Source organism: Pseudodesulfovibrio pelocollis (genome assembly GCF_030282845.1).
Taxonomy (GTDB): domain Bacteria; phylum Desulfobacterota; class Desulfovibrionia; order Desulfovibrionales; family Desulfovibrionaceae; genus Pseudodesulfovibrio; species Pseudodesulfovibrio pelocollis.
On record NZ_JASTWE010000003.1, the window covers coordinates 17,956 to 39,725 of the forward strand.

At 67.1% G+C, this 21,770-nt stretch carries 16 protein-coding genes; 5 read left to right on the forward strand and 11 right to left on the reverse strand.

The window, feature by feature from the left end; genetic code table 11:
* Window positions 1-95: 95 nt before the first annotated feature.
* Window positions 96-2,204 carry an acyl-CoA dehydrogenase family protein gene (locus QQS14_RS01945; protein WP_285905205.1) on the reverse strand — a complete coding sequence of 703 codons (2,109 nt, stop codon included), beginning with the start codon at window positions 2,202-2,204 and terminating at the stop codon, window positions 96-98.
* Between the two features lie 302 nt (window positions 2,205-2,506).
* Between QQS14_RS01945 and QQS14_RS01950 the strand changes: the two genes are divergently transcribed.
* Window positions 2,507-6,370, forward strand: coding sequence for a class I adenylate cyclase domain-containing protein (locus QQS14_RS01950; RefSeq protein ID WP_285905206.1), 3,864 nt, complete (start codon window positions 2,507-2,509; stop codon window positions 6,368-6,370).
* Between the two features lie 33 nt (window positions 6,371-6,403).
* Here QQS14_RS01950 and QQS14_RS01955 read toward each other — a convergent pair whose 3' ends face one another.
* From QQS14_RS01955 to QQS14_RS01965, 3 genes are read right to left on the reverse strand one after another with little or no spacing between them, the layout of a single operon-like run.
* Window positions 6,404-7,207 (reverse strand): metal ABC transporter permease, encoded by an 804-nt coding sequence (locus tag QQS14_RS01955; protein WP_285905207.1) that lies wholly within the window; start codon window positions 7,205-7,207, stop codon window positions 6,404-6,406.
* A complete protein-coding gene (locus tag QQS14_RS01960) occupies window positions 7,204-8,004 on the reverse strand; it encodes a metal ABC transporter ATP-binding protein (RefSeq protein ID WP_285905208.1) in 801 nt (266 codons plus the stop codon). The genes QQS14_RS01955 and QQS14_RS01960 overlap by 4 nt, the downstream gene beginning before the upstream one ends.
* 59 nt (window positions 8,005-8,063) lie before the next feature.
* A complete protein-coding gene (locus QQS14_RS01965; protein ID WP_285905209.1) occupies window positions 8,064-9,104 on the reverse strand; it encodes a rhomboid family intramembrane serine protease in 1,041 nt (346 codons plus the stop codon).
* An 85-nt stretch (window positions 9,105-9,189) separates the two neighbouring features.
* Here QQS14_RS01965 and QQS14_RS01970 point away from each other — a divergent pair, with 85 nt between their 5' ends.
* The gene (locus QQS14_RS01970) at window positions 9,190-10,293 is read left to right on the forward strand and encodes a glycoside hydrolase family 3 protein (protein ID WP_285905210.1); all 1,104 of its coding nucleotides are present in this window, start codon (window positions 9,190-9,192) and stop codon (window positions 10,291-10,293) included.
* A 100-nt stretch (window positions 10,294-10,393) separates the two neighbouring features.
* Here QQS14_RS01970 and QQS14_RS01975 read toward each other — a convergent pair whose 3' ends face one another.
* The 3 genes from QQS14_RS01975 to QQS14_RS01985 form a co-directional block, all read right to left on the reverse strand.
* Window positions 10,394-10,876, reverse strand: coding sequence for an META domain-containing protein (locus tag QQS14_RS01975; protein ID WP_285905211.1), 483 nt, complete (start codon window positions 10,874-10,876; stop codon window positions 10,394-10,396).
* A 113-nt stretch (window positions 10,877-10,989) separates the two neighbouring features.
* Window positions 10,990-12,333 (reverse strand): TrpB-like pyridoxal phosphate-dependent enzyme, encoded by a 1,344-nt coding sequence (locus QQS14_RS01980; protein ID WP_285905212.1) that lies wholly within the window; start codon window positions 12,331-12,333, stop codon window positions 10,990-10,992.
* A gap of 286 nt (window positions 12,334-12,619) precedes the next feature.
* Window positions 12,620-13,339 carry an SIR2 family NAD-dependent protein deacylase gene (locus QQS14_RS01985; protein ID WP_285905213.1) on the reverse strand — a complete coding sequence of 240 codons (720 nt, stop codon included), beginning with the start codon at window positions 13,337-13,339 and terminating at the stop codon, window positions 12,620-12,622.
* A 151-nt stretch (window positions 13,340-13,490) separates the two neighbouring features.
* Between QQS14_RS01985 and icd the strand changes: the two genes are divergently transcribed.
* Together icd and QQS14_RS01995 are read left to right on the forward strand one after the other, a co-directional pair.
* Entirely contained in the window at window positions 13,491-14,633 is a 1,143-nt protein-coding gene (icd, locus tag QQS14_RS01990; RefSeq protein ID WP_285905214.1) for an NADP-dependent isocitrate dehydrogenase, read from the forward strand.
* Between the two features lie 185 nt (window positions 14,634-14,818).
* Window positions 14,819-15,526 (forward strand): hypothetical protein, encoded by a 708-nt coding sequence (locus QQS14_RS01995; protein WP_285905215.1) that lies wholly within the window; start codon window positions 14,819-14,821, stop codon window positions 15,524-15,526.
* A gap of 93 nt (window positions 15,527-15,619) precedes the next feature.
* On the opposite strand, the gene QQS14_RS02000 is transcribed toward QQS14_RS01995, so the two are convergent.
* The 4 genes from QQS14_RS02000 to greA all read right to left on the reverse strand — a co-directional run bounded on the left by QQS14_RS02000 (window position 15,620) and on the right by greA (window position 20,258).
* The gene (locus QQS14_RS02000) at window positions 15,620-17,803 is read right to left on the reverse strand and encodes a glutamine synthetase III family protein (RefSeq protein WP_285905216.1); all 2,184 of its coding nucleotides are present in this window, start codon (window positions 17,801-17,803) and stop codon (window positions 15,620-15,622) included.
* Between the two features lie 455 nt (window positions 17,804-18,258).
* Entirely contained in the window at window positions 18,259-18,906 is a 648-nt protein-coding gene (locus QQS14_RS02005; RefSeq protein WP_285905217.1) for an RluA family pseudouridine synthase, read from the reverse strand.
* Window positions 18,903-19,685 carry a hypothetical protein gene (locus QQS14_RS02010; RefSeq protein ID WP_285905218.1) on the reverse strand — a complete coding sequence of 261 codons (783 nt, stop codon included), beginning with the start codon at window positions 19,683-19,685 and terminating at the stop codon, window positions 18,903-18,905. The genes QQS14_RS02005 and QQS14_RS02010 overlap by 4 nt, the downstream gene beginning before the upstream one ends.
* A gap of 78 nt (window positions 19,686-19,763) precedes the next feature.
* Window positions 19,764-20,258, reverse strand: a complete 495-nt coding sequence (gene greA, locus QQS14_RS02015; protein WP_285905219.1) for a transcription elongation factor GreA — start codon at window positions 20,256-20,258, stop codon at window positions 19,764-19,766.
* Window positions 20,259-20,579: 321 nt separating this feature from the next.
* Here greA and QQS14_RS02020 point away from each other — a divergent pair, with 321 nt between their 5' ends.
* Window positions 20,580-21,767 (forward strand): BMP family lipoprotein, encoded by a 1,188-nt coding sequence (locus QQS14_RS02020; RefSeq protein WP_425607904.1) that lies wholly within the window; start codon window positions 20,580-20,582, stop codon window positions 21,765-21,767.
* The last annotated feature ends 3 nt before the right edge of the window (window positions 21,768-21,770 follow it).

Below are 21,770 nucleotides of genomic sequence, written 5' to 3' on the forward strand. Positions count from 1 at the left end.
GATGGAATGCGTTGCGGCGTTTTGGGTCAGATCTCATTGTTCAGAAAAAAAGCGGGAGGGTTACTTTCTTCAAAAGTCTCCCTCCCGCATTTTCATTAGCCCATCGGATAATCAAGCGCCTCGGGGATCATGACCTCGATCAGGGCGTTGCCCGCGCGGTCCCTGGCCTTGCGCGAACCGGCCATGCACATGTCGATCCTGGCCTTGAGGGCGCGGAACTCGGGCAGCTCGTCGCGGCAGCAGTCGCCGTGGTCGCCGGGCAGGGCGCTCGGGGCGCTGCACTTGCACTCGTTGTAGCCGTAGACCAGCTCGGTGCAGATGCGGGCCACCTCGCCAGCGGCCCGGGCGGCCTGAACGTGGCAGATATCCTTGTAGAACCCGGTCAGATCGTCGATGCCGTCGGCCAGGGTCGGGCTCATGGGGCCTTTCTCGATGAGCTCCATGACGTCGCAGGCCAGAAAGTAGGGTCCGAGCAGCCAGCCCAGTGCGTCGGCCATGGGGAAGGTCACGCCCTGGCGCTTGTTGTGGAAGAGCTTGCGGCCCTCGTCGTCGGTGGCGTTTTGCAGATGGTTCAGGGTCCACTGCCACAGCTCCATGGCCGAGGCCAGGACAAAGCCGCCCAGGCCGGGCACGTCGCGGCCAGCGCGCTGCATCTGGCGCACCCAGGCGCTCATTGTCGCCTGGAAGACCTCGCTGGTCATGGTCAGGGTCAGGTGACGGCGCTGCACGGCCTCCGGGCCTTCATAGGTGGCCTCAAGCTGGGTGTCGGCCCATTTCTGCATCAGGAAGCCCGGACAGTCCTCGGTGATGCCGTAGCCGCCGACCAGGGCCACGGCCTCGCGCATCATGGTGGCGCCAACGCCGGTGTTCCAGAGCTTGACCCCGGGGTTGAGCACTCCGGCCAAGGCCTCCATGGAGGCATACTGGACCAGGGTGTCCGCCTTGAGGGCGTCGAGGCGGGCCTGATCGCGCTCGGCGGCCGGGGCGTATTCGAGGTCGATGCATTCCTTGACCTGATCGCCGATGGCGCGCAGGGCGGCCATCTGCTTGCGCGGGCCGGTCACGCCCTGGGCCTCGAAATGGGCTTCCTTGGCCTTTTCGACGGGGTCGAAGGCATCGGCCAGCCGGGACGCGGCAAAGGCCAGGGAGCAGCCCGCCTCGCCGCTGGCCCAGACATCGATGAGTCGTTGCAGGGCGTCCTCGTTGATCTGGATGCCCTTGTCAAAGCGCGGGGAGCCTTCCTTGCAGGAATCGCCGCCCCGGAAGCGGTTGCGGTGGTAGCGGATGACCGGCTCCACGGCCGAAAGCAGCTTGGCCGAGGACATCAGCCCCACCGGAATGCGGGTGCGGTGGAAGACCGCGCCGATGATCTCGGAATGGTTGTATTTGGGCACGATCACGCCGTCCACCACCTCGTAGCCGCCGATGATGCGGCTGGCCGGGACCTTGAGGTTGAGCACGGGATCGCGGGTGGAGGAAAGCTGATGGACCATCTTGAGGGTGGGCGCGCCCCGGTCGAAGAGTCCCTCGTCCGTGTCTTCAAGGATGACCATGAACGAGCCCTTGATGCGCTCGTCGGCCGATTCCACGGCCGCGGTGACGAAATTGGCGAAGTCCATGTTGGTGATGAACCGGCCCCGCTTGTCGATCTGGAGGACCGGCTCCTGGCCGTCCTGCCACTCGGCCACGGTGGCCTTGCCGCAGAGCACGCCGGTGTCAACGCCCACGTAAGGCAGCGGCTCGGTCAGGGCAAAGGCGCCGCGCCATATCTCGCGGTCCTCGCCCGGCTGGGGCGGCACACATTTGGCCATGTAGAAATCGCGCTGCTCCGGGGTGCCCTTTTCGTGGATGGGAGCCAGGGCCAAGTTGGAGGCCAGCGAGCAGGTGGCCGCGCCCGCGTCCACCCAGGAGAGTTCAAAGGCGACCAGAGCCAGGGCCAGGTTCTTGGGACCCTCGATGAAACCGCCCTGGTGGGGGTCCATGAACAGCGCGGTGAGGCCGGACTGGTCAAAGGCGATGAGCAGCTCGTTCTTCTGGTCGGTCCACTCGTGGGTGTTCCTCGCGCCGTCGGCCACCAGCCTGGCGACCACGCCCCGGGCGATGGCCCTGGCGGACTGGACGGACATCTGAAGATCGAAACGGTCGGAAAAACGCCACATGATCTGGCGGACGTCGTCCCCCGGGAGCGTACGCAATGTATACATTGAACCTTTCCTGAGTTTGATTTTGTGCCGGAATTCTGGACTATATAATAGTAGTTGGGCACGATAGGGCATGTTCCCCCACGAGTCAAAGTGTTTTTGGCTCTCAAACACCCGTTTACCCCGCATCATGCCTTGATTCCGTGACTTTCCGACCGCGCCCCGCCCCCTGGCCCGGCCCCCTGCCCTGCGTGGGCCAGACATCCGCACCGCCACGTTGATTATAATGCGCCAAGGCCCCGTCCCCTTTGACTTCCGCCCCTGTTGGCGGCACAGTGTCAATGCCCGCACCGGGCCGTAAAGCCATGAATCAGCATGAACCGAGCATACCCAGCCTCGCAGAGGCCATCCGGGCCTGCCGCGCCGCGCCCCTGGGCGGTGACACGCCCGATCTGGTCGCGACCGCGTCCGCCTTTGCCGAGGCAATGGCCGGACTGGGACCCGACAGCGACGCCGAGGCGGCCCCGGTGGCCGACGCCGTGCTCAATCTCTTCCGCATCGCCCGCTCGTCGAGTGACGGATCCACCCTGCGCGCCTGCCTGCTGGGCATGCTGGCGGCGGGCCGGTTCGGCCGCATCCTGTCCAGCCGGGTGATCACGGGCATGACCGTGTCCCTGCGCGAGCTGGCCGCCGTGGTCGCCCCGCTCCCGGCCCCAACCCGGCTGGCACTGGCCCACGAGATGCTGCGCGACATGCGCACCATGCCGGACAAGCCACTCCTCTCCTGGCTCGAAGCGCTGGCCCGCCCTCTGGGCGAAACCGACCCGGCCGGGCTGGTCCCGTTCCTGGCCGAGCTGGGCGAAGCGGGCGAACCGCTGGCCTTCCCGGTGCGTCAGGTGCTGGCGGGCGGCGGGTTCGACAAGTGGATCGAGGCCCGGCTGAGTGCGGGCGCGGACAGCGCGGACCTCGACCGCCTGTGCCTGGCCCTGGTCGCCCTCAATTCACCGGAACTGGCGCTGAGTCTGGCCCGGGCCATGGCCTCGGGCACAATCAGGCCCACGGCCACAGCCCTGCGCGCCGTGGCCGCGCTGACCGAGGCCGGGAATCGCGCCGTGCTCGACATGTTCCTCAAGGTGCTCGCTTCCCGTGAGAGCGGTTCCGGCAACGCGCACCTGATCGGCGCGTGTCTGGACGGCATCATCGCCCAGGACACCCCGGCCACGGGCAGGCTGATGGCCACCATCCGCCTGAAGAAACCGGCCATGCGCCGGGCGGCCGACAGCCGGGTGCCCCTGCTGGGCGACACCGCCCATGCGGCGTACCTCGCCGCCCTGCCCGACGCCCACCGGGCCGGGGCCGAGGCCGACGCCCTGGCCGCGCTTCAGGCCATGGCCCCGGATTTCGTGGAGATCACCAGCCGCGCGGGCACGGCCAGACGGCGCACCCTCACATCGCAGCCGACCCAGTCCGAGCGGGTCCTTTCCAACGGGACCGACCCGGCGGCCGCCTGCCCCAAACCGGGACTCATGGCCCGGCTCTTCGGCTCCCGGCGCAAGACCCTGGCAGGGGTACTGCCGGGACTGCGCAACATTCGCCACATGGATCTCGCCTGCTCCCGGATCGAGGACCAGGAGCTGGACGGCCGCGAGCTGACCGGGCTGGACCTCTCGGACTCGACCTTTGCCCGGGTCGTCTTCCTGCGGGTCAAGATGGCCGGTTCACGGCTGACGCGCAGCGTGTTCACTGGCGGCTCGGCCACGGGATGCGCCTTCACGGCCACGGATTTTTCCGGCGCGGACCTGACGGGCGTCGCCTTTGCCAAGTGCACCTTCACGGACTGCGACTTCACGGGCGCGGCCCTTTCCGGCTGCACCTTTGCCGACTGCCGGTTCCGCACCTGCGCCCTGGGCGGGGCGGCGCTCCTGGACACGCGCCTCTCCCTGTGCGTGTTCACGGCCTCGGCCCTGGCCGGGGCCACCCTGCACGGGGTGCGCGCCCGCTCGTGCCGGTTCGAGGACACGGACTTCACGGCCACGGAATTCACGGCCTGCGACATGGCCGGGCTGGAGTTCATCGACTGCGCCATCCGGGCGGCGCGCCTTGCCGGATGCACCCTGTACTCCGTGACCATGCCCGGCACCACCGTTGCCGGCTGCCACGTCCACGCATCGGACATCCCCCACGCCCTGTTCCTGGGCAACCGGCTCGACCGGCTGCCCGAGGCCGCCGACGGGTTCGCCTCGGTGCCTCCCGACGCCCTGGCCGAAGCCCTGACCGACACCGGGGACCACGGCGAGCCCGCGACCCTGCGCGACTGGGCCAGGGAGCTGACCTTCATGCGGCGCGAGCGGAGCATCCAGATGGCCAACCGCAAACGGCTGACCCGGGCCATGGGCCGCCTCGCCCCGGAAAAGCGGGCCTATCTGCACATGCTCCCCCACCTGCTGGCAACCGACGTGTTCGAATCCCGCTTCGGACTCGACAGCGTGCCGCCCTGCGAGGTCTGGGGCTACACCCCGAGCCTGACAGCCATCGAGCTGACCCGGCAGTTCTTCCCTGACATCAAGCCCTCCGGGGCCAGGGCGCGGGTACGCATCCTGGCCGTCTACGCCATGGGCAGCCTCGGCACCGTGGCCCAGACCGCGCAATCGGACATCGACTGCTGGGTCTGCTTTGACAGCGACGTGACCCCTGACGCCGAGGCCGGGCTGCGCCGCAAGCTCGATGCCCTGGGCCTGTGGGCCGAAAGCGAGTTCGGACTTGAGGCGCACTTCTTTCCCATGCGCATGGACGACGTGCGCGACAACCGGTTCTCGTCCGGGGACGAGGAAAGCTCCGGCTCGGCCCAGGCGCTGCTGCTCAAGGAGGAGTTCTACCGCACGGCGGTGCGCATCGCGGGCAAGCATCTGGCATGGTGGGTGACTCCGGCCGGTGCGGACAGGCCTGCGCACGATGCCTGTGTCCGGGCCGCTCGCCGCTACCCGGCCATGGGCCGTCCGAGGCTTGAGGACTTCGGCCATCTCGCGCCCGTGCCGCCGGACGAGTATTTCGGGGGGTCGCTGTGGCAGATGGTCAAGGCGATCCATTCGCCCTTCAAGTCCGTGCTCAAGCTCGGCCTGCTGGAGACCTACGCCGACCCGGCCGCCTCGCACCTGCCCCTGTGCGACCGCATCAAGCGCAACCTGTTCATGAACCGGCACGGCGTGCGCCACACCGATCCCTATGCCGGACTCTTCAGCACCCTGCGCACCTACTACGCGGACCTGGGCGATGTCGGGGCCGCGAGGCTGCTCACCGAGGCCTTCAGGCTCAAGGCCAACCTGCGCGACATCGAATTCTTCCTGGGCAGCCCGGCCCGGGCCGAGGACACAAGCCTTGTGACCACCCTCTTCGGCCGGGAATGCACCGAGCCGGAACGCCGCTGCCACGCCGAGGTCGCCTGGACCTTCCAGAAGTCCCTGAAGATGGGCGGCGCGGTGCGCGACTACATGGTCTCCACCTACCAGCGCATCCAGGCCGGGCTTTCCGAGGGCGACCGGCAGGACGTGCGCATCACCCCCGAGGACCTGACCCGCATGGGGCGTCGCATTGCGGCCAACTTCTCGCCCAAGCCGCACAAGGTCATGCGCGTGCCCTTCATGGACGCCCCGGGCGGCGGCTTCGCCATCCTCCATTTCTCGGCCAGGAAGGCCCCGGGCAAGCAGACCGTCTGGGTGACGCGCGGCGGTTCGCGCGCCGAGGCCAAGAAGCTGTCCTCCGCCCTTCAGGTCCTGCACTCGGGCGGCGACCCGGCCCACATGCTCGCATGGCTGCTGGCCAACCGGCTGTACACCCCGAGAACCCTGCTCCAGGGCGACCGGACCATGGCCCCCATCTCCCTGGCAGACCTCCAGAAACTCATGCCCGCCATGCACGAGTTCTTTCCCTTTGACCAGACCTTCGAGCGAGACATCAACGAGGGCCTGAACCCCGAGCGCGTCACCCGGGCCTTCCTCCTCTTCAACCTGATGGCCGGGCCGGACCTCAAGCGCATCGAGCAGGTCTCGGTGATCTATTCCACCAACTGGGGCGAGATGTTCTGCCGCACCTTCCGCCAACCCGGGCCGCTCCTGGAGCGCCAACCGTCGCAGTTCCTGGCCGAGGCCCTGGACCATCCGGTCACGGACATCCCGAGGATGACCCAGTTCATCCCCAAGGGGTCGCAGTGCAAGCGGGTCAACCTGATCTGAGGGGGTGCATGCCCGGATTCCGGGCGGCCCGGGTCACGACGCCTTGCGCGGCAGCAGGAGCGAGGCGAAGAAGCCCACCGAGGCCACGGCGATGATGGACGCTCCCGAGGTGATGTCGGCCATGTACGAGACCGCCAGCCCGGCCACGGTGAAGACCCCGCTGAGCAGGGCCGAGAGGACCATCATGGAACCCAGCGAACGGGTGCGCCGCTCGGCGATGAAGGGCGGGATGGTCAGCAGCGCGATGACCAGAATCAGCCCCACCACCCGGATGACCATGACCACGCTGAGGGCCACCATGGAGATGAGCAGGCAGTAGAGCACGTCCACGGGCACGCCGCGCGCCCTGGCGAACTCCTCGTCAAAGCTCATGGCCAGAAACCCGCGATAGAAGACGAGCACCAGCCCGGTCACCAGGCAGGCCAGCCCGGCCATGATCCACAGGTCGGACCGGGGCACGGCCAGGATGGAGCCGAAGAGGTAGCTCATGAGGTCCACGTTGTAGCCGGGCGAGAGGTCGAGCAGGATGATGCCCAGGGCCATGCCCGCGGCCCAGATGACGCCGATGACCGTGTCCGCCCGCTCCCGGGCGCGCAGGGTGACCAGGGCCATGATCAGGGCCGCGCACAGGGTGAAGCCCGTGGTCACGGGCAGCACGGGCAGGCCGAGGAAGAAGGCCAGCCCAACGCCGCCGTAGGAGGCGTGGGCGATGCCCCCGGATATGAAGACGATGCGGTTGACCACCACCAGCGTGCCGATGATGCCGCAGATGAGGCTGGCCAGCAGCCCGGCCATGAGCGCGTTGCGCATGAACTCGAAGTGGAGCATCTCCATCATGATTCGTCCCCCTCGCGATGGCGGCCCAGCACCCGGTGGGGCACATCGCCGTGGGTCACCAACTCCACCGGGCAGCACAGCTCGCCCTCGCCGCCGTAGCCCATCCTGAACATCTCGCCGGTCAGCTCCGGCGCCTTGTGGAAATGCAGGGTGCGGTTGACGCAGGCCACGGACTTGACCCCCGAGGCCAGCGAGGAAATGTCGTGGCTGACCATGACCACGGTCATGTCGCGGTTTAACTCGGCCAGCAGCCGGAAAAGGGAGTTGCGGCTCTTGGAATCCACGCTGGCCGTGGGCTCGTCCAGGAGGAGCAGATCGGGATCGTCCACCACGGCCCGGGCGATGAACACCCGCTGCTTCTGCCCGCCCGAGAGATCGGCCAGGGCGCGCGGCGCGTGATCGAGCATGTCCACCCGTTCCAGGGCGCGGCGCGCCCGCCGGGCTTCCTCGCGCCCTCCGCCCAGCCCGGCAATGCGCCCAAGGCCCGGGCTGACAGTGCCCATGCGCACCGCGTCGAGCACGGTGATGGGGAAGGAGCCGGAAACATGGGTGTGCTGGGGCAGATAGCCGATGCGCCCGCCCGCCTCGCCCGCAGGGACGCCCAGGACACGGACAGTGCCGCTGTCGGGCCGAAGCAGGCCGAGGATGACCTTGAGCAGCGTGGACTTGCCGCCCCCGTTGGGCCCGAGCACGGCCAGAAAGTCGTCCCGCTCCACCGCCAGATCGATATTCTCCAGCACCGGGACGCCTCCGAAGGACAGGGTCACTCCGTTGATTTCTATTACATACTCAGCCACTGGCGACTCCCGGATGGTTCAGTGTCCGTCAACGAAGCGAAGCTAGCACGCCCCCTGGCTCATGCCAACCAGGCATAGGCCCAGGCCCCGGCCGGAAGGGCCAGGGCGGCCGCGTAGAGCGCGCCGTCGGCTCCCGACGTGGGCAGCCCGGTGCGGCTGGCGGCCAGCCCGGCCAGCCCGCCCAGAAGCAACCCCGAGGCAAAGCCGAACAGGTGCGCGCCCAGGTCGGTGTTCTCCCCGGTGCCGAGCATGGCCAGCAGCCCCAGCCCGGCGGCCACCGGCACCAGGGCCGAGCGCAGGACGCGGGCCACGCGCTGGCCCAGCGGCTCGCTGCTCAGGCCTAGGCCGTGCAGCCCCCCGCCCACGGCAAAGGGGGCGATGGCGGCCAGCACCCCGGCCGCCCCAAAGGTGGCCGTGGAAAACCCGATGGCATTGTGCGGCGCGGCCAGGACCATGGCGTTGACCAGATTGCCCAGCCCGCCCGAGAGCATGGTCAGCAGCCAGGCGAACCCCGCGCCCAGTCGCCGCGAGGCGAGCCAGACAAAGACCCCGCCGATGACCGCGTTGCCCAGCACGTGGGCACCGTCGCCGTGCAGGGTCAGGGCCGTGAAGAGCCGCCACCACTGGCCCGAGAGGATGCGCCCGGCGTCGGCGCTGCCCAGTTCGAGCCACAGGGCCGGATAGAGCCCCAGGCCCGGATAGGCGCGGTTGTACGCCCAGAAAAAGAGCACCAGCAGGGCCATGGCCGCCACCGTGGGCTCGCCCCCGCTCACCGGCCGCAGATCGGGCAGGGACAGCGCATGGCCGCTCGGCGAGTTCTCCTCCAGATACAGGCGAATCTCTGCGGCCGCCCGCTGGGCGAACCACTGCTGCACCTGGATCGAATACCCCTGCCCCTGATCGGGCCGCAGCCGCTGCTGCCGATGGGGAATGTGGCGCGAGGCAAGGACCAGGGACCACTGCCGGGCCGTGGCGTGATCAAGGCCGCCCGCCCCCTCGCCCAGAACCAGCGGGGCCAGATCGGTCCACGATGGCCTGACGGCCCGGCGCAGAAAGCCCTGCGGTGTCTCGTCGCTGTGCATGACGGCATAGTAAGGCAAATCCCGGCCGGGTCAATGCGGTTTCACCCTTGCATGGCATGCTCGGCCGGTCTATGAACGGGAAACCGCAACCCCGGAGACCACCATGCGCACCACCGCCCTCGCCCTGCTGCTCGCCGCCCTCACCCTGCTTGCGCCCCTGCCCGGAAGCGCCGACGACGACCTCGACCGCATGGTCGGACAGATGCTCATGGCCGGATTCCGCGGCTTCACCGTCACCCCGGACAGCCCCATCGTGCGCGACATCCGCGAGCGCCACCTAGGCGGGGTCATCCTCTTCGACTATGACGTGGCTCTGGGCAGCCCGGACCGGAACATCGACTCCCCGGCCCAGGTGGCCCGGCTGACGGCCGACCTAGCCGGGCACGCCACGATCCCCCTGCTGGTGGCCGTGGACCAGGAGGGCGGGCGGGTGCAGCGGCTCAAGCCCGCGCGCGGCTTCACCGGATCGCCATCGGCAAGGGAACTGGGGAGCATGGACGACACGGCCATCGAGGCCGCCGGGGCCGCAGTGGGCCAGACCCTGCGCGAGGCCGGCTTCAACCTCGACTTCGCGCCCGTGGCCGATGTGGACGTCAATCCCGACAGCCCGGCCATCGGCAGGCTCGGGCGCAGCTTCTCGGCCGACCCGGCCCGGGTGGGCCGCTGCGCGGAACGCTTCCTGGCCGGATTGTCCAGCCAGGGCGTGACCGGCTGCCTCAAGCACTTCCCCGGCCACGGCAGCGCGGGCGCGGACAGCCACCTGGGCGTCACCGACGTCACCGCCACCTGGAGCCGCGACGAGCTGATCCCCTACCGCATGCTCATCGGCCAGGGCGCGGCCCGGATGATCATGACCGCGCACATCTTCAACGCCCGGCTCGACCCGGACCACCCGGCCACCCTCTCGCGCCCCGTCATCACCGGCCTGCTGCGCGGCGAACTCGGCTTCGACGGCGTGGTCGTCACCGACGACCTGGACATGAAGGCCATCACCGACCAATTCGGCCGCGACCAGGCCATCCGGCTGGCCATCGAGGCCGGGGCGGACATCCTCCTCATCGGCAACAACCTGACCTACGACCCGGACGTGGTACGCCTCGTTCATGACCAAATCACGGCCATGGTCCGCGACGGGATCATCGCCGAGACCCGGATCAGGGAATCCTATGACCGGATCATGCGCCTCAAGGCGGAACTGCCACGATAGGCGCGACGCATCACCGGACAAATGACGAGGCCCCGCGCACCAACCGGTGCGCAGGGCCTCTTTCGCGTCGATAAGACGGTCCGCGCCCGCAGGAATCCGTCTACCAGAGCCACCCGGACGAGCCGGTGGAGAGCCGGATGGGCCGCAGGGCCTCCTCCAAGGTCAGGTCCACGTCGCTGCCCGCGAGCTTGACCCCGCTCACGCGGCGCAGGAAGGAAAGATAGGAGAAAGCCTGCTCGTCCAAGGCCGGGCCGCAGGAAGTGCCGTCGTGGGTCAGGGCGTCGAAGTGAAGCACATTGCCATCCAGGGCATAGGTGCCGCTGAAGGTGCCGCAGCCCGCGCCGCCGCTCACGGTGCCGGCAGGGGAAAACTCGATGGTCAGCGGCTCCTTGCCCACCACGGAACGTCCGGCCAGGGAGCGTACGGTCCACTGCTTGCCCACCAGGGCGCTACGCACGGCCTCGGGGTCCGGGGGGGCGACATCCTTGGAGCCGCATCCTCCTACGAGCAGAAGGACGGGCAAAAGGACGAGGACCAGGGCGCAGGAGGCCAGCGGGGTCAATGGGCGCAAGGGGTTGGGCATGGGGTGTCTCCTTGTTGATTTCTGCCCCCAAGTGGTACCAGCCGACGCAACCCGTTGGCAAGGAAAAGGCCCGGCCCGCCGAAACGGACCGGGCCTGAGTACCCGAGGGGAGATTACTCCACCACGGGACAGCGCTTGAGCGCCTCTTCGATGTCGCGCTGGGGCAGCTCGAAATTGGTCAGCAGCCCCTGGTTGAAGGCGTCGTAGGAGGCGAGGTCGAGCAGGCCGTGGCCGGAATAGAGGAAGACGATGACATCGTCCGGCCCGGCCGTCTTGGCCGCCTCGATGGCCCCCTTGATGGCGTGGGAGGTCTCGGGCGCGGGCAGGAACCCCTCGGTCTGAAGGAAGAGCCGGGCCGCCTCGAAGCACTCGGTCTGGTAGTAGGCCACGGGCTCGCACAGCCCCTCGGCCACCACGTTGCAGACGATGGGCGCGTCGCCATGGTAGCGCAGGCCGCCCGCGTGGATGGGCGCGGGCATGAAGTCGTGCCCCAGGGTGTGCATCTTGACCAGCGGGGTCAGCCGGGCCATGTCGCCGTAATCGTAGCGGTATTCGCCCCTGGTCAGGGTCGGGCAGGCGCGCGGCTCCACCGGGATGAAGCGGACCGGGTCGCCCGCCAGCTTCTGGGGCAGAAACGGCAGCACCAGTCCGCCGAAGTTGGACCCGCCGCCCACGCAGCCCACCAGATGGGTCGCCTTCTCGCCAATCATGGCCAGTTGCTCCTGCACCTCAAGGCCGGTGATGGTCTGGTGGATGATGACATGGTTGAGCACCGAGCCCAGGGCGTACTTGGTGTTGTCGTGGGTGGCGGCGTCCTCCACGGCCTCGGAGATGGCCAGCCCGAGCGAGCCCTTGCAGCCGGGATCGCGGGCCAGCATCTCGCGGCCGGTGCGGGTCTGCTCGGACGGCGAGGCGAAGATGGTGCCGCCGTAGGAGTTGATGAGCATCTTGCGGTAGGGTTTCTGCTCGTAGCTGACCTTGACCATGTAGACCACGCACTCCAGGCCGAACTGGGCGCAGGCAAAGGACAGAGCCGTGCCCCACTGGCCCGCGCCGGTCTCGGTGGCCAGCCGCTCCACCCCCTCCATCTTGTTGTAATACGCCTGGGGCACCGAGGTGTTGGGCTTGTGCGACCCGGCAGGCGAGACGGACTCGTCCTTGTAGTAGATGCGGCATTTGGCGCCGATGGCCTTCTCCAGCCTGTCGGCCCGGACCAGTGGCGAGGGCCGCCACAGCCGGTAGATATCCTGCACCGCCTCGGGGATGTCGATGAACCGCTCCTGGCTCATCTCCTGGGCGATGAGCGAGTCGGGGAAAATGGGGGCCAGCATGTCCGGGGTGATGGGCTTCAAAGTCTCGGGATTGAGCGGCGGGGCCAGGGGCGTTGGCAGGTCCGGCATGGGGTTGTACCACTTGGTGGGCATCCGGTCCTGGGGCAGAAAGATTCGCTTGAGCATGATATTCCTCCAAACTGTTGCATAGGCTCCCGGGCGGGCATTGACGCCGGCCGGGCACGAAAAAGCCGCCGGTTCGGCAACCGACGGCTCCACAGGCCCTTGACCGCGCGCGGCGAAGCGCCACCGTCGGCAGACGGCGGGCACGCCCGGGCGCGAGCTCAGGACTGGGGCCGCTTGACGTTGCGCCACCCGCGTCCGCTGTAAAACGAGTGCGATATGGGTGTGTTCATGGCTCAATTGGGTAAGCTGATTCGCTTCCCGGAGTCAAGGCGGGTCAGGCGAAGACTCAGGGCACCAGTTCGGGCAGGATGTCGCCCGCCAGACCGTGCAGGGCGAAATCCATCAGCCCGGTGTTTGGCGTGGGCTCCGCATTGATCTCCACGGTGATGGCCCCGTGGTCCTTGGCCAGTTGGTGAAATGAGGCGGCGGGCTGGACCAGCCCTGATGTGCCCACCGAGAGGAAGACATCCACCTCCCGCAGTTGGGCCACGGCCAGACGCAGCACCCCGGGCGTCAGTGGCTCGCCGAACCAGACCACGGCGGGCCGCAGCAAATGGCCGCAGACCGGGCACTCGGGCAAGGGCGGCAGGTCGCTGAAGTCCTCGCGGGCGTGGGTGCAGACCGTGCAGCGCACCTGCCAGAGGCTGCCGTGCATCTCCACCAGTCTTCGGCTCCCGGCCCGGCCATGCAGCCCGTCCACATTCTGGGTGATCAGAAGAAAATTCGGCATCTGCCGCTCCAGAGCGGCCAGGGCCAGATGGGCCGGGCCGGGCTCGCACCCGGCCACCAATGAACGCCGCCAGTTGTAGAACTCCCAGACCAGTTCCGGCCGGGCCGCAAAGGCGTCGGGCCGGGCCAGGTCCTCGGCGCGATGGGTCTTCCACAGGCCGCCAGGACCGCGAAAGGTGGGCACCCCGCTCTCGGCCGACACGCCCGCCCCGGTGAGGACCACCACCTTCCTGCCCGGGTCGAGCAACGCCTTGACCATTTCTATGTTCGCCTGCATCGCGTCCCCTTAGCCGTTGTTTCGGACTTGGCCGCCCTTTGGGCCGGGTCGCGGCTTGCAATCCGGCCGAATAAACGTCATAGTCCGCTTCCCATTTTCACCACAATCCCAAACAGAACACCCGCTGTTTCGTCGCACGAAGGAGGACGCATTGGCTGAAAAGACCATCTACTACATCGAAGGTGACGGCATCGGCCCCGAAGTCTGGAAGGCCGGACGCCCCGTGCTCGACGCCGCCGTAGCCAAGGCTTACGGCACGGCCAACGCCCTCAACTGGGTCGAACTGCTGGCTGGCGAGCGGGCCTTTGCCGAGACCGGCGAGCACCTGCCCCAGGCGACCATGGACGCCCTGGCCGGGGCCGAACTGGCCATGAAGGGGCCGCTCCAGACGCCGGTGGGCAAGGGGTTCCGCAGCCTCAACGTCACCCTGCGCCAGGTTTTCGACCTGTACGCCTGCATCCGTCCCATCAAGTACTTTAAGGGAATCGAGTCCCCCGTCAAGCGGCCCGACCTGGTGGACATGACCGTGTTCCGCGAGAACACCGAGGACGTGTACGCGGGCATCGAATACCAGTCCGGCAGCCCCGAGGCCAGAAAACTCATCCAGTTCCTGGCCGACGAGCTGGGCGCCAAGGTGGACATGACCGCTGGCGTGGGCATCAAGCCCATCACCCCGGCCGGGTCCAAGCGGCTGGTCAAGCGCGCCCTCGACTTCGCCATCGAGCACGGCAAGCCGTCGGTCACCCTGGTCCACAAGGGCAACATCATGAAGCACACCGAGGGCGGTTTCCGCGCCTGGGGCTATGAGCTGGCCAAGCAGGAATACGCGGGCAAGGTGGTGCGCGAGGGCGAGAACGGCTCGGGCGTGGTCATCAAGGACCGCATTGCCGACGCCATGTTCCAGAACGTGCTCATGTATCCCGAGCAGTATTCGGTCATCGCCACCACCAACCTCAACGGCGACTACATCTCCGACGCCCTGGCGGCGCAGGTGGGCGGTCTGGGGCTGGCCCCGGGTGTGAACATGGGCGACACCCTCGCCTTTTTCGAGCCCACCCACGGCACGGCCCCGACCATCGCGGGCAAGGACATGGCCAACCCCGGCTCCCTGATCCTCTCCGGGGCCATGCTCCTGGAGCACATCGGCTGGACCGAGGCCGCATCCCTCATCCACGCGGCCATGGAAAAGACGCTGCAAGACAAGAAGGTGACCGTGGACCTCGCGGCCCAGATTCCCGGCGCGACCCAGGTGGGTTGCCAGGAATTCGGCGAGATCCTGCTGGCCAACCTGTAGGCTGGACCGGACAAATCGCAAACTCGGGCCGCCCCCGCGCAGACGGGGGCGGCCTTTTCGTTGCTCACCAGGCTGACTCCACAACCGTGAACGACCGTGAAACCGCACCATGGCCCGGCATCCGGCCGATTTCGACCGGGATTGTTTGACCAGCCCTGAATCCTGCGGTAATTTCATGCATCACCATGACCGCACGACTCCGCCACATCGGCCGCTTCATCCGGGCCGCGCCCTGGCCCTACATGACCGGGCTGGCCTCGCTCCTGCTCGCCTGCACGCTGGCAGGCCTGGGCCTGTCGCACCTGGCCCAGACCAACCCGGCCCGGGCCGTGGTCCTGGGCGGCTGGGGCGCGGGCTGGCTGACCGTGGGCCTCTTTGCCATGGCCGACGGCATGTCCCGCTACCGCGAATACCGGCGGATCAAGGCCATGCTCCTGCGCTTCGGCTATTCCGAGCGCATCCTCGAACCCCTGGCCCGCTCCCGCTGCCAGCGCGACGCCGCCCTGCTGGCCGCCCGCGAGGCCGGGCACGGCGACTGCGCCCGCGCCTACTTCACCGCCCTGGGCTACCGCTGGTACCACATCCTGCCCGACTCGGTCATGCGCAACCCCCTGGCCTTCCTGCGCCCGAGTTTCCTGCGCTCGTCCTTCCTGCCCGGCAAGAAGGGGGTGCGCCGCGAGGCCCCGGAAACACGGCGCAATGCCCCGAAGCCCGAGCCATCGGGCCACACCGGCCACCTGCGGTCGGATTGCGTGTCCCAGCCCGAGGCGCAGCATGGGGCGCAGCGAGGGGCGCACCACGGGGGACACTGGCCGCCAGCGCGGCCGGAATACGAATCTGCCGGGTTCCTCCCCGCAGACCACGTCCCGGCCAAGGGAAGTTCCTGCGCCTGAGCTTCCACGCATCCCGCGACACGCTCTTCCCGGACATCACGAAAAAGGCCCGCCATGACGGCGGGCCTTTGTGTATCAAGGGTTTCGGAGGCGCTACTTGATGAAGAGCATCTCCTGGTAGCTGGGCAGGGGCCAGAGGTCGTCGGCCACCACGCCTTCCAGGGCATCGGCCACCTCGCGCACGGCGAGCATGGCGGGCAGGATCTTCTTGGTCTTGTAGACCGCTTCATCTTCCACGGACTTGAAGTTCTTCTTTTCCATCAGTTTTTCCAGATCCTCGGTATTGGCCTGGAGCTTGCGCAGCTTGGTGGTGACGTCCTGTAGGATGGAGGTGGTCGGCTCGATGCCGGCGGCCTTCATGCTGGCGGCCGTGGAGGCCAGCTCGCCCTGGTAGCGGATGGCCGCGGGCAGGATGATGGTCCTTGCGATCTTGCACACCAGCAGGGCCTCGGTCTTGATGGCCTGGTTGTACTGCTCGTGGTAGATCTCCACCCGGGAGTGCAGCTCTTCGGGGGAGAGGACGCCGTATTTGCCGAACATCTCGACCACGTCGGCGTCGCCGATGACGGGCAGGCAGTCGGCAGCGGTCTTCATGTTGGGCAGGCCGCGCCGCTTGGCCTCCTTCTGCCATTCCTCGGAGTAGCCGTCGCCGTTGAAGATGATGTGGCCGTGCTTCTTCATGATGGCCTGGATGACCTTCTGGCAGGCAGCGCCCAGCTTGGAGGCATCACCCTTGGTGATCTTTTCGATCTCGTCGCAGACGAAGTCGAGGGACTCGGCCAGCATGGTGTTCAGGGCCACCTGGGCCCCGGCGATGGACTGGTTGGAGCCCACGGCGCGGAACTCGAAGCGGTTGCCGGTAAAGGCAAAGGGGCTGGTGCGGTTGCGGTCGCCCGCGTCCATGGGCAGCGGGGGCAGGGTGTCCACGCCCACGGTCAGGCAGTCCTTGGTCTTGCATCCCTTGAGGCTGCCCTTCTCGATCTGCTCGAAGATGTCGGTCAGCTGTTCGCCCAGGAACACGGACATGATGGCGGGCGGAGCCTCGTTGGCACCCAGGCGATGGTCGTTGCTGGCCGTGGCGACCACTGCGCGCAGCAGCTTGCCGTATTTCTCCACCGCGCGGATGGTGGCCGCGGTGATGGTCAGGAACTGCATGTTCTCGTGCGGGGTGTCGCCGGGATTGAACAGCGAGCCCTGCGACGGGGTGGACAGCGAATAGTTGAGGTGCTTGCCCGAGCCATTGATGCCCGCAAAGGGTTTCTCGTGCAGCAGGCAGGCCATGCCGTAGCGCTTGGACACGGACTTGAGGGTGGTCATCAGTATCTGGTTGTGGTCGGTGGCCAGGTTGGACTGCTCGTAGATGGGAGCGATCTCGAACTGGCCGGGGGCCACCTCGTTGTGGCGGGTCTTGACCGGCACGCCCAGCTTGTACAGCTCGCGCTCCACTTCAAGCATGAAGGAGAGCACGCGGCGCGGGATGGCGCCGAAGTAGTGGTCGTCAAGCTCCTGGCCCTTGGAGGGCTTGGCCCCGAACAGGGTGCGGCCGCAGACCATCAGGTCGGGCCGGGCGAAGTAGAAGTTGCGGTCCACCAGGAAGTATTCCTGCTCGGGACCGGCGTTGGACACGACCATCTCGCCGATGTCGTTGCCAAAGAGACCGAGGAAGCGGCGACCGGCCTTGTTGATGGCCTGGTTGGCGCGCAGCAGCGGTGTCTTCTTGTCCAGGGCGTGGCCCTTCCAGGAGACAAAGGCCGTGGGGATGCACAGGAAGGTGCCGTTGGGGTTCTCGATGATGTAGGCCGGGTTGGTCACATCCCAGGCGGTGTAGCCGCGCGCCTCAAAGGTGGCGCGCAGGCCGCCGGAGGGGAAGCTCGACGCGTCGGGCTCGCCCTGGATGAGCAGCTTGGGGTCGAACTCGGCGATGGCTCCGCCCTCGCCGTCCGGGGTCAGGAAGCCGTCGTGTTTCTCGGCGGTCAGGCCGGTCAGGGGGTAGAAGACATGGGTGTAGTGGGTCGCTCCCTTGGAGAGCGCCCATTCCTTCATGGCCGCGGCCACGGGACCGGCTATGGCAGGGTCCAGTTTCTCCCCGGCGTTCTTGGTCTTCATCAGGGACTTGTACACGTCCTTGGGCAGCATCGCCTTCATGACCTTGTCGTTGAAGACGTTGGACCCGAAGATCTGCGCCGGGGAGGTCTCGGCGAAATTCAGGGGCTGGTTGGTGGGTTTGTAGTTGGTCACCGCTGCGATGGCGGTCTGACGCGTCTGGTATCCGCTCATGAAAAATCTCCTTCAGGCAAAATATGACGATGTTACCGGCCTCTGCCGGACCAAAGGGCAGCCTGACCCTTGACTGTCTTGCACGGCCCTCTACCAAGGACCATGCCAAATGGTGAAAAAACTTGAAATACAAAGCATTACGCCAATGCCACCTGTGCCGGACCTCGCAGAATCATACGAAAATGTATTACGATCACCCTTTTTCACCTGTTCCGTGTTCCATTTTTGCAAAACCGCGCACATTTATAGATTAACTTGCTTGAATTTTTGGCAATTTTAATCACATTAATGAGAAAACCCAAACCATGCCAACCGGGCGGACGTGAACGGGCGCGCGGCGGGCCGAACCGGGCCTGCGTTTTGGGTGACAAAATTGCCATTTTTCCAAAAACGTCAGAAATCGCTTTCTGGCGACCGGGCCGGACTGCGCGGCTGGCCCGACGGCGTGCGGCATGTCAGAACGGGGGCGATGACGTGAATTCCATGGGCTGGCGCGTGGACGGGTGGCGAAAGCGCAGGGTGGAGGCGTGCAGCCGGAGCTGGCCCGGAGCCGTGCCTGTACCGTAGAGCCGGTCGCCCACGATGGGGAACCCGAGGCCCTTGGCGTGGGCTGCGTGGAGGCGCAGCTGATGGGTGCGGCCGGTCAGGGGCATGAACTCCACCCGGGTGCGGCCGCCCTCCACGCCGAGCTTGCGCCAGCGGGTGACGCCCGGCTTGCCGCCCTCGGGGTCGTAGACCTGATAGGGCCGGTTGTCCGGGTCGAGCCGGAAGGCCAGCTCGATGACGCCCGCGTCCGCCGCCACCACCCCGTCCAGCAGGGCCACATAGCGCTTGCCCACCAGCCGTTCCATGAACTGCACGGACAGGGCGCGGTGGGCCTTGGCGGTCAGGGCCAGGACAATGAGGCCCGAGGTGTCCTGATCCAGCCGGTGGACCGAGGGCTGGTCGATGCACTCCGGGCACAGGGCCTTGAGGCGGCTGACCACGCAGTCCTGGTTCTCCGGGCCGCGACCGGGCACCGAGAGCAGGCCGCCGGGCTTGTCCACCACCACGAAGAGCGGGTCGCGATGGACGATGACGAGTCCTTCCGGGATGGGGGTCATGCCTGATCAAGCCCGCAGAGCATGGAGCCGAGGATGCGGCCGCACTTGTGGGCGCAGGAGGCGTAGACCCCGCCGTGCCGCCGGGTGCCCGAGCGGTTCTCCCGGCCGAGATAGAACTCGGCCACGCCCAGCGGGGTCAGGGAGTGGCGGGCCGCATAGCCCAGGAGCTTGGGCGCGCAGCAGTCGCCCGTGCCTGAGGGAATGCCGCCCTCGCCGTGCACGATGGCTGGCAGGGGCTTCAGCTCGCGGCGGAAGTTGGGGATGCGGTAAAGGGCGTGGATGTCGAGCATCAGGGCGCGCGAAAGCTCGCGCCGTCTGGCGGCCAGGGTGGTCCGCCCGGGGCTGCCCTCGGCCAGGCGTTCCATGTCGCGGCCGAGCCGCTTGATGAGCCGCTCCACTCCGCCGCTCATGGAGGCCAGGGCCTCGGTGTCCACCAGGGGCGGCACCCAGCCGGGCACGCGCCACACGCCGTTGAACTGGCCGGAAAAGGCCTTGAGCACCCCGGTGCGCCCCTCTTGGTCGCGGCAGACGAGCACCCCAAACATGTGCCCCCGGGCCTCGCCGAAGAGGGGGGCGGTGGAGAGGCGCGGGTCCGCGTTGGCGTCGTCAACGTGCAGGTCCACGCGCCCGGCGCTGGTCAGGGCGCGCAACAGTTCCCGTGCCTGGACCACGGCCGGACCAATGGGCAGGGAGTGCACCCTCCCGCACCGGGAGCAATACCCGGAGCAGGCGGTCCGAATGTCGCTTTCGGCAGATATCTCGATTAGTTCCATCAGCATATGAACGTACAGTGACCCCACCGCGATGTGCGATGGGGCCACTGTACACCGAAGGCAAGTGAGAACCAAGTGCAAAATCTACCGGATTTTCAACCCCGCTGAACCCAGGAACTGGACAGAGAGAATCTCGTATTCGATGCGGCCGCGCGGGGCGTCCACCACGACCTCGTCGCCAGCCTCCTTGCCGAGCAGGGCGAGGCCCATGGGCGAGAGCACAGAGATGGAGCCGTTCTTGTGGTCCGCGTCGTCCGGGCCAAGCAGGGTGAACCGCTTGGTCTCCTCGGTCTCGATGTCCTCGATCTCCACCGTGGCCCCGAATATGGCGCGCTCACCGCCCAGGGTGTCGAGATCGAGCACGTCAAAGAGCGGCATGCGCGAGTTGATGTAGGTGATGCGCGCCTCCAGCATGCCCTGGCGCTCGCGGGCGGCGTCGTAGCCCGCGTTCTCGCTCAGGTCGCCCTCCTCGCGGGCCTCCTTGATGGCCTGGATGATGGCGGGCCGCTGCGCCCTGAGATCTTCGAGTTCCTGCCTGATCTTTTCAAAGCCTTGTTTGGAAATGGGAATCCTGTCCATTGCGTGTTTCCTTCCGGTGTATGTAAGGTAAAAAAAAAGAGCAGTTGCGCGGCTTCTCAAGGGAGGGACCGCGCCCCTGCGTTTATCGTCTCGTGTGCGTGACAAATGAATACATAGAACATGAACGCGCATTGGTCAAGCCTTGGCTGAGCGGAAAACGCATTCCGCAGTTGACACGGGCGGGCGGAGTGCATCACAAATGTTACTTTGCGCGGCGGGGGACATGGACGCTCCCCGCCTTTCCTGCGGCCTGCACCCGGGCCGGGAAACCCAACCGCCAGACGCCTGCCGGGATGGCGGGCTACCGCAACGGAGGATTCGATGCCCAAGCTACGCTCACTGCTTTTCGTGATGCTCTCTGTGGTGTTCATGGCCGCACTGCTCGTCCCCGGGCCTGCCTCGGCCAAGGATTTCACCATCGGCCTGATCCTGGTCGGCCCCTACAACGACAAGGGATACAGCCAGGCCCAGTATGAGGGCGGCAAGTATGTCGAGGCCCACATGCCCGGCGCAAGGATGATCTACCTCGACAAGGTCAACCCGGCCGACCGGCCCGGCCTGACCGTGCCCCAGGTGGTGGACGACCTGGTCGAAAAGGGCGCGGACCTGATCATCGCCGGGTCCGACGACATGAAGGACGGCATCCTCGAAGCCGCGCGCATGCACCCGGACAAGACCTTTGTCCACATCTCGGGCGACGCCACCTGGACCGGCGCGGCCCCGGCCAACCTCGGCAACCTCTTCAGCCGCATGGAATACCCCCAGATGATGGCCGGATTCACTGCGGCCATGGCCACCGAGACCGGCAAGATCGGCTACCTCGGCCCCCTGATCAACGAGGAGACCCGCCGTCTGGTGGCGGCCGCCTACCTCGGCGCGGCCCATGCCTGGACCACGGTGCGCGGCAGGGACGTCAAGGACCTCTCCTTCAACGTCAAATGGATCGGCTTCTGGTTCAACATCCCCGGCGTCACCGCCGACCCGACCCAGGTGGCGGGCTCCTTCTTCGACACCGGGCACGATGTGGTCATCTCGGGCATCGACACCCCGGAGGCCGTGGCCGTGGCCAGACAGAAGAGCAGCCAGGGCGCCAAGGTCTTCGCCCTGCCCTACGACTATGAAAAGGCCTGCGAAGGCCAGGGTGCCATCTGTCTCGGCGTGCCCTACTTCAACTGGGGCCCGGGCTTCCTGCGCCTGGCCACCCAGGTGCGCGACGGCAGCTACAAGCCCGCCTTCGAGTGGGACGCGCCCTACTGGGCCAAGATCAACGACCACGACAAGTCGCCCGTGGGCTTCATGCCCGGCGAGGGCATGACCCCCGAGATCCAGGCCAAGCTCGACGGGTTCGTGGCCCAGATGGGTTCGGGCCAGCTCGACCTGTTCACCGGCCCCCTCAACTATCAGGACGGCTCCGTGTTCCTCAAGCCCGGCGAAAAGGCCACGGACAAGCAGATCTGGTACATGGAGCAGTTGCTTGAGGGCATGACGGGACAGTCCAGCGCCAGATAGCAG